Origin of the sequence: Mycobacterium sp. E3247 (assembly GCF_001667785.1) — a bacterium.
Taxonomy (GTDB): Bacteria; Actinomycetota; Actinomycetes; order Mycobacteriales; family Mycobacteriaceae; genus Mycobacterium.
The window spans coordinates 1-7,169 of sequence record NZ_LZJG01000488.1 but is presented as its reverse complement, the minus strand read 5'-3'; the positions used below and the strand labels follow the sequence as shown (position 1 = coordinate 7,169).

Genomic DNA, 7,169 nt, shown 5'->3' with positions numbered 1-7,169 from the left:
TCCTATCAGGCGATCAAGCACAAGCTCGCCGACGTGCACACGGCGATCGAGCTGGCCCGGCCGCTGCTGTACGGCGCGGCCCTGGCTCTGGCCGACCACCCCGACCAGATCGCGCGGGATGTCAGCGCGGCCAAGGCCGCCGCTTCCGAGGCGGGCCTGCTGGCGGCCCGCTCGGCGCTGCAGACCCACGGCGCCATCGGGTTCACCCAGGAGCATGATCTGTCCCTGTGGTTGCTGCGGGTGCAGGCGTTGCGTTCGGCCTGGGGTACCCCCGAGGCGCATCGGCGGCGAGTGCTGGAGGCCCTGTCATGACTCGCGCCGCGACGATGCAGAACGTAGCGATGGGGAGGAGCGGCGCTCATGACTGAAGAACGGGAGATGCTGCGGGAGACCGTCGCGGCCCTGGTGGCCAAGCACGCCAACCCGGGGGCGGTCCGCGCGGCGATGGAGTCCGAGTGCGGTTACGACCAGTCGCTGTGGCAGCTGCTGTGCGAACAGGTCGGCGCCGCCGCGCTGGTGATCCCCGAGGAGCTGGGCGGCGCGGGCGGCGAACTGGCCGACGCCGCAACGGTTTTGCAGGAGCTGGGCCGGGCGCTGGTGCCCTCCCCCCTGCTGGGCACCACGCTGGCGGAGCTGGCCCTGCTGGCCGCGCCCGAGCCCGACGCCGAGACGCTGGGCGGCCTCGCCGAAGGCACCTCGATCGGGGCGCTGGTGCTCGACGCCGACTACGTGGTCAACGGCGGCATCGCCGACGTCGTGGTCGCCGCGGACGACGGCCGGTTGAGCAGGTGGACGCGATTCAGCGCGGAGCCCGTCGCCACGATGGATCCGACCCGCCGGCTCGCGCGGGTGCGGCCGGAGCAGGCCGATCCGATCGGCGCCGACCCCGGCATCGCCGACACCGCGGCCATCCTGCTCGCCGCCGAGCAGATCGGCGCGGCCGAACGCTGCCTCGAGCTCACCGTCGAATACGCCAAGAACCGGGTGCAATTCGGGCGGCCGATCGGCAGCTTCCAGGCGCTCAAGCACCGGATGGCCGATCTGTACGTCATGATCGCCGCGGCGAAGGCCGTCGTTGCCGACGCGTGCAACGACCCCACGCCGACCAACGCGGCCACCGCGCGCCTGGCCGCGACCGAGGCGCTGTGCGCGGCGGCGGCCGAAGGCATCCAACTGCACGGCGGGATCGCGATCACCTGGGAGCACGACATGCAGCTGTACTTCAAACGCGCCCACGGCAGCGCGCACCTGCTCGACACCCCGCGCGAAGTGCTCGCACGACTGGAAGCCGAGGTGCTCGAAACGTCGTGAACGACCACGTCGCACAGCGCGCCGCCATCCCACCGTTCTATGTGATGGACGTGTGGCTGGCGGCCGCCGAGCGCCAGCGCAGCCACGGCGACCTGGTGAACCTGTCGGCCGGCCAGCCCAGCGTGGGAGCGCCGGAGCCGGTGCGCGCGGCCGCGGCCGCGGCCCTGCACCTCAACGAGCTGGGCTACAGCGTGACACTCGGCATCCCCGAGCTGCGCGCGGCGATAGCCGCGGATTACCAACGCCAGCGCGGGCTGGTCGTCGAGCCCGACGACGTGGTGGTCACCACGGGTTCCTCCGGCGGATTCCTACTCGCCTTTCTGGCGTGCTTCGACGCGGGTGATCGGGTCGCGCTGGCCAGTCCCGGCTACCCGTGTTATCGAAACATCCTGTCCGCGTTGGGATGTGAGGTGATCGAGATCCCATGCGGACCCCAGACCCGCTTCCAGCCCACCGCGGGGATGCTCGCCGAACTCGACCCGCCCGTGCAGGGCGTGATCGTCGCCAGCCCCGCCAACCCCACCGGAACGGTCATCGCGCCGTCCGAACTGGCCGCCATCGCGTCGTGGTGCGAGACGTCCGGGGTGCGGCTGATCAGCGACGAGGTCTACCACGGCCTGGTCTACGAGGGCGCGCCGCCGACCAGCTGCGCCTGGCAGACCTCGCGAGACGCCGTGGTGGTCAACAGCTTTTCGAAGTATTACGCGATGACGGGTTGGCGGCTCGGCTGGATGCTGGTGCCGTCGCCGCTACTGCGCGCAGTCGACCGCCTGACCGGCAACTTCACCATCTGCCCGCCGGTGCTGTCGCAGATCGCCGGGGTGGCGGCCTTCACCCCGGAGGCGACCGCCGAGGCCGACGGCAACCTGCACCACTACGCGACCAACCGCGCGCTGTTGCTGGACGGGCTGCGTCGAATCGGCATCGACCGGCTGGCCCCCACCGACGGCGCGTTCTACGTTTACGCCGACGTGTCCGACCACACCGACGACTCGATGGCGTTCTGCTCGAAACTGTTGAAGGACACCGGCGTTGCCATCGCGCCGGGCATCGATTTCGATATCGCGCACGGCAATTCCTTCGTCCGATTCTCGTTCGCCGGGCCGACGGGCGACATCGAAGAGGCGCTGCGGCGAATCGGCGCCTGGCTCTAAGCGTCCAGGAGCTTGTCCAGGCATGCCTCGAGCGCGCCGCGGCCGGCGGCGTCGGACACGTTGATGCCGAACCGGTCCCTGAGGGTGTCGACCACCCCCGCCGCGTCGTCGAGGCGGATCTTCTCGGTGCCGTCGGCGCGGTGGATGGCCAGGTTCCGGCCGGCCAGGTTCAGTCGGGCGTCGTCGGTGACGCGCGCCGCCGTCAGTCCGGTCACGAAGTGCGACGAGGGGTGCGTCGAGACGAACCAGCTGCCCACTTGCAGATCGACGTCGGGCGCCGTCCGGGTGCTGAACTCGTAGAGCGGCTGCCACTCCCCGCGGACCTGGGCCTGCAACACCAGGCCGTCGCCGCGGTCCTCCAGCCGGTACGGCTCGTGCGTCGTCCGCTGCACGCTGCCGGTCTCGATGCGCAGCGCCGAGGGGGGTGTCATCCCGCCGAAGCCCACGTCGACGAGGTAAGCACCGTGGGAGCCGGGGAACGTCACGGCCAGCACAGTGTGGGTCTGCGGCGGTGACGGTGAGTCGGGCGGCCGCATCCACACCACCCGGCCGGCCAGGCGCCGCACCCGGAAGCCGATCTCGGCCAGCACGTAGCCCATCAAGCCGTTCTGCTCGTAGCAATAGCCGCCGCGGCCCCGCTGAACCAGTTTGCCGGCCAGGGCGCCCGGGCTCAGGTCGTCGACCGGCACCCCCAGCACCGGATCGAGATTCTCGAAGGGAATCGCTTTGGTGTGCGCGCCGACCAAAGCCTGCAGGACCTCGAGCGTGGGCGCCGCGGCGCCGCCATAGCCGATGCGGTTGAAGTACTCGCCCAGGTTCAGCGTCATAGAAACCATTCTGCTGGCAACCCCGTCAGGGGGCGTGCGACGGCCGGTAGCGGGTATGCCACCCGTCAGCCCAACCCTTGGCGCGAAGGAGGAACCCCGTGGCCGACGTCGACCTCTACCTCGATCCGGTCTGTCCGTTCTCCTGGGTGACGGCGCGCTGGCTGCGCGACGCCGCTCGGTCCACGCAGACGCCGGTCGTCCTGCGGCAGATGAGCCTGGCGGTGCTCAACGAAGGCCAGGACGCCGACGACACCAAACAGCAACGCATGATGGAGCGCTCGACGCGGCTGGGACGCCTGTTCGCCGCGGCCGTGAACGAGCGTGGGCCCGACGCGTTCGAGGGCCTCTACGACTCGATAGGCCGGCGCATCCATGTGGGCGGGGACCAACTCGACGCGGACGCGATCCGCGAATCACTCGCCGAGAGCGGCCTCGAGGAACGCCTCGCCGAAGCGCTCGACGACAGCGGCCTCGACGAAGCGGTGCGGCGGGCGCACCGGGCCAGCCAGGATGCCCTGGGCGACGAGGCGGGCAGCCCGATCATCGCGGTCGGCGGCCGCGCCTTCTCCGGGCCGGTACTGACCCGGGCGCCGAACGGGCACGACGGTGTCCGACTGCTCGAGGCGGTGCTCACCATGGCCGGCGTTCCCGAATTCGCCGCGCTGCAACGGCCGCACCAGGGTCCCCCGACCATTGACCGCTGAGTCAGGCGGCCCGCCGCCGCCGGCTAACTGTTCCGGGGCCCGGTCACGGCCTGGGCGACCAAGGTTGCCGAAAGACACACCGGCGAGGTGGTGAGCGCTTAACCTTGAGCTCGCCCATCACATGATTCGCGGAGGGTCGAGCGCCAGCAAATGCCTGAAGAGCCCCGTTCCGACAATGTCGCACCGGTACCGAGCGGCATCGCCGCGGAGCTGGCGGCCGCGGGGTTCGAGGATGCGCGCCAGGTGGCCCGGGGCGGGGCGGGGGTCATCTACTGCTGCTACGAGACCGCGCTCGGGCGAAGCGTTGCGGTGAAGGTGCTGCCGTCGCACATCGACGACGACAGCAGGGAACGATTCCTGCGCGAGGGCTACGCGATGGGCGGCCTCTCCGGGCATCCGAACATCGTCAACATCCTGCGGGTCGGCGTCACCGGGAGCGGCAAGCCCTACATCGTGATGCCGTATCACTCTGCGGATTCGCTGGCAGTGCGGCTGCGCCGCGAAGGGCCGGTGCCCTGGCCCGAGGCATTGCACATCGGTGTAAAGCTTTGCGGCGCACTGGAAACCGCGCACCGGGCCGGAACCTTGCACCGCGACATCAAGCCGGCCAACATCCTGGTCAACGATTACGGCGAGCCGCAGCTCAGCGATTTCGGGATCGCCCACATCGAAGGCGGGTACGAGACGGCGACCGGGTTCTTCTCCGGCACCATCGATTTCACCGCCCCGGAGGTGATGACGGGCAACCCGGCGACGGTTGCCTCCGACATGTACTCCCTGGGCGCCACGCTCTACGCGCTGATCGCGGGCAACGCCGCGCACGAGCGCAAGAAGGGCGAGGACCTGATTGCGCAGTATCTGCGGATCAGCACCACCGGGATCCCGGACATGCGTCCCGACGGCATTCCCGACGCGGTGTGCTCGGCGATCGAGAGGGCGATGTCGATCGACCCCGCCGAGCGGCCCGCCTCGGCTGAGGAGTTCGGCCGCGAGCTGCAGGCCGCGCAGCGCCGCAACGGTCTGAAACCCGACGCGATGGCCATCACCGGCCGCCCCTCGGCCGTGGCGGATCTCCCGCACGCCGCGCCGGTGCCACCCGGCATTCACGGCGAGGCGGCGCGGCCGCCCGCCCCGAACACGTCGAGCATGGCCGCACCCCCGGCGGCGCCCGCGGGGCACGACGACCCGACCTCCGCCATCAGCGCCCCAGTCGACCACGCGCTGGAGACCGCGCCTTTTCCGCAATCCGGACCCGCCGAGCTGTCCGAGGCTGCCAGCCTGCTGCGCGGCGGGCACGGGTCGGCGACGCAACCGAAACTGCAGCCACCCAAGGCCGTGCCGTCGGGTCGAGGCGGCGGCGTCCAGGGGCCGCCGCGCAGCCCCGGGGCCCGCCTGGCCGGGTGGTTCGCGGAACCGGGCAAGAAGCGAAACCGCATCGTGTTGGCGGCCGGCGCTCTCGCCGCCGTCTTGCTGGTGGTGGCCGCCGGCGTCTATTTCGCGCTTCCGAACGACAACAACGCCGGCCCGAAGGGCGCTTCCGGACAGCCGACCGCGCAGCCGCCCATGGAGTGGAAGCCGATCACCAACGCGCGCATTTCGCGCGACGCGGCGGCCACCACCCAGGCCGACGGCACGATCTGGATCTTCGGCGGGATCCGCAGCGACGGCGGGCTCACCGGGCTGCAGGAGGGGTACGACCCCGTCATCGACAGCTGGAAGGTCGGCGACGACCTGCCGGTGCCCGTTTCACACGCGATGGCGGTCACCTGGCAGGGCAACCCCGTCGTGCTCGGCGGCTGGAAGTCCGCGGGCGGCAAGAACGTGCCGAGCGACCAGGTCTGGCGGATCATCAACAGCCGCTGGGTCGAGCTTCCGCACCTGCTGCAACCCCGGGCGGCCGCGGCGGCGGCCGTGGTCGGCGACCGCCTGGTGGTCACCGGCGGTGTCGACGCGAGCGGCGCGCTGCTGAACACCACCGAGGTGTTCGACGGCAACACCTGGACCCTGGGCGCGCCCATCCCGACCCCGCGTCAACTGCTGGCGGGGGCCTCGGACGGGAAGCTGATGTACACCGTGGGCGGCACCAGCGGCACCGCGGACCTGGCGACGGTCGAGGCATACGACCCGGCCGCCAAGACCTGGACCGCGTTGCCCGCGCTGAGCCAGGCGCGCAGCGATTTCGGCGTGGCGATCGTCGACGGGCGGCTGGTCGCGGCGGGCGGCGTATCGGCGGGGCAGCTCCTCAAGAGCGTCGCCGCCTTCGACCTGATGACGAAGACGTGGTCGGGTCTGCCCGACATGACCACCGCCCGGCACGGCATGGCCGTCGACGCCGTGGAGAAGTCCGTCTACGCGATCGGCGGGTCGACCGCCGTCGGCGACGGCCAGCTCACCTCGTCGGCGGAAGCGCTGAAACTGCCGGCCCGCCGGATCCAGCCGGCGTCGCAGTGGCGCTCGCTGCCCGACGCACCGACGCCCCGGCTGATGATGGCCTGGGCCGTCCAGGGCGACAAGATCTGGATCGTGGGCGGCCTGCGCAACGGCGCGGTGCTGCAGACCGTCGAGAGCTACGACCCGCGCACCGGCGCCTGGCAGCCCGGGCCGCCGCTGCCCATCCCGCTGCATCACGCGACCGCGGCGACCTATCGCGGCGAAGTCGTGGTGCTCGGCGGCGCGAGCGATCAGCTCGCCGACGCATCCAACAAGGTGTTCGCGCTGCGCGGCGGCAGTTGGGTCGAACTGCCGCATCTCACCCACGCGCGCGCCGCCCCTGCCGCGGCGGTGGTGGGTGACAAGCTCGTCGCGGTCGGCGGCCAGAACGCCAAGCAACTCGTTCCGCAGACGGAGGTCTTCGACGGCAGCTCGTGGAAGGACGCCGCCGACATGCCCACGCCGCGCGAACACCTGGCGGCGGTGTCGGACGGCACCTACCTATACGCGATCGGCGGGCGGTTCCTCTCCGCCGACAAGAACTCCGCGGCCAATGAGCGGTTCGACCCGCAATCGGGCACCTGGACCAAGCTGGTGGGCATGCCGACCCCGCGCGGCAGCTACGGCGCGACCTACATCGACGGCCGCATCGTGGTGGCCGGCGGCGAGGAACCGACGATGGTGCTCAACGTCGTGGAGATGTACGACATCGCCGACGGGAAGTGGAGCACCCTGCCCCCGAT

General features: G+C 71.0%; 6 protein-coding genes. 5 read left to right on the top strand and 1 reads right to left on the bottom strand.

Features of this window, described 5'->3' with window-relative positions; genetic code table 11:
• From A9X04_RS23790 to A9X04_RS23780, 3 genes are all read left to right on the top strand, one after another.
• On the top strand, positions 1 to 312 hold a 312-nt coding region (locus A9X04_RS23790; protein WP_255396500.1), incomplete at its 5' end, for an acyl-CoA dehydrogenase family protein.
• A 48-nt stretch (positions 313 to 360) separates the two neighbouring features.
• A complete protein-coding gene (locus A9X04_RS23785; RefSeq protein ID WP_067925886.1) occupies positions 361 to 1,311 on the top strand; it encodes an acyl-CoA dehydrogenase family protein in 951 nt (316 codons plus the stop codon).
• The gene (locus tag A9X04_RS23780) at positions 1,308 to 2,465 is read left to right on the top strand and encodes a pyridoxal phosphate-dependent aminotransferase (protein WP_067925883.1); all 1,158 of its coding nucleotides are present in this window, start codon (positions 1,308 to 1,310) and stop codon (positions 2,463 to 2,465) included. The genes A9X04_RS23785 and A9X04_RS23780 overlap by 4 nt, the downstream gene beginning before the upstream one ends.
• Here the strand turns inward: A9X04_RS23780 and A9X04_RS23775 are convergent.
• Positions 2,462 to 3,292 (bottom strand): arylamine N-acetyltransferase, encoded by an 831-nt coding sequence (locus A9X04_RS23775; RefSeq protein WP_067925880.1) that lies wholly within the window; start codon positions 3,290 to 3,292, stop codon positions 2,462 to 2,464. The genes A9X04_RS23780 and A9X04_RS23775 overlap by 4 nt on opposite strands.
• 98 nt (positions 3,293 to 3,390) lie before the next feature.
• Here A9X04_RS23775 and A9X04_RS23770 point away from each other — a divergent pair, with 98 nt between their 5' ends.
• Positions 3,391 to 3,996, top strand: a complete 606-nt coding sequence (locus tag A9X04_RS23770; protein ID WP_067925878.1) for a DsbA family protein — start codon at positions 3,391 to 3,393, stop codon at positions 3,994 to 3,996.
• A gap of 150 nt (positions 3,997 to 4,146) precedes the next feature.
• Positions 4,147 to 7,169 (top strand): serine/threonine-protein kinase (locus tag A9X04_RS23765; protein ID WP_067925874.1); only part of this gene is annotated, 3,023 nt, incomplete at its 3' end.

What these genes read in the sequence shown, in the direction of transcription:
- A9X04_RS23775 (WP_067925880.1), bottom strand. Translation starts at nt 3,292, where the DNA reads ATGACGCTGAACCTGGGCGAGTACTTCAACCGCATCGGCTATGGCGGC.
- A9X04_RS23785 (WP_067925886.1), top strand. Translation starts at nt 361, where the DNA reads ATGACTGAAGAACGGGAGATGCTGCGGGAGACCGTCGCGGCCCTGGTG.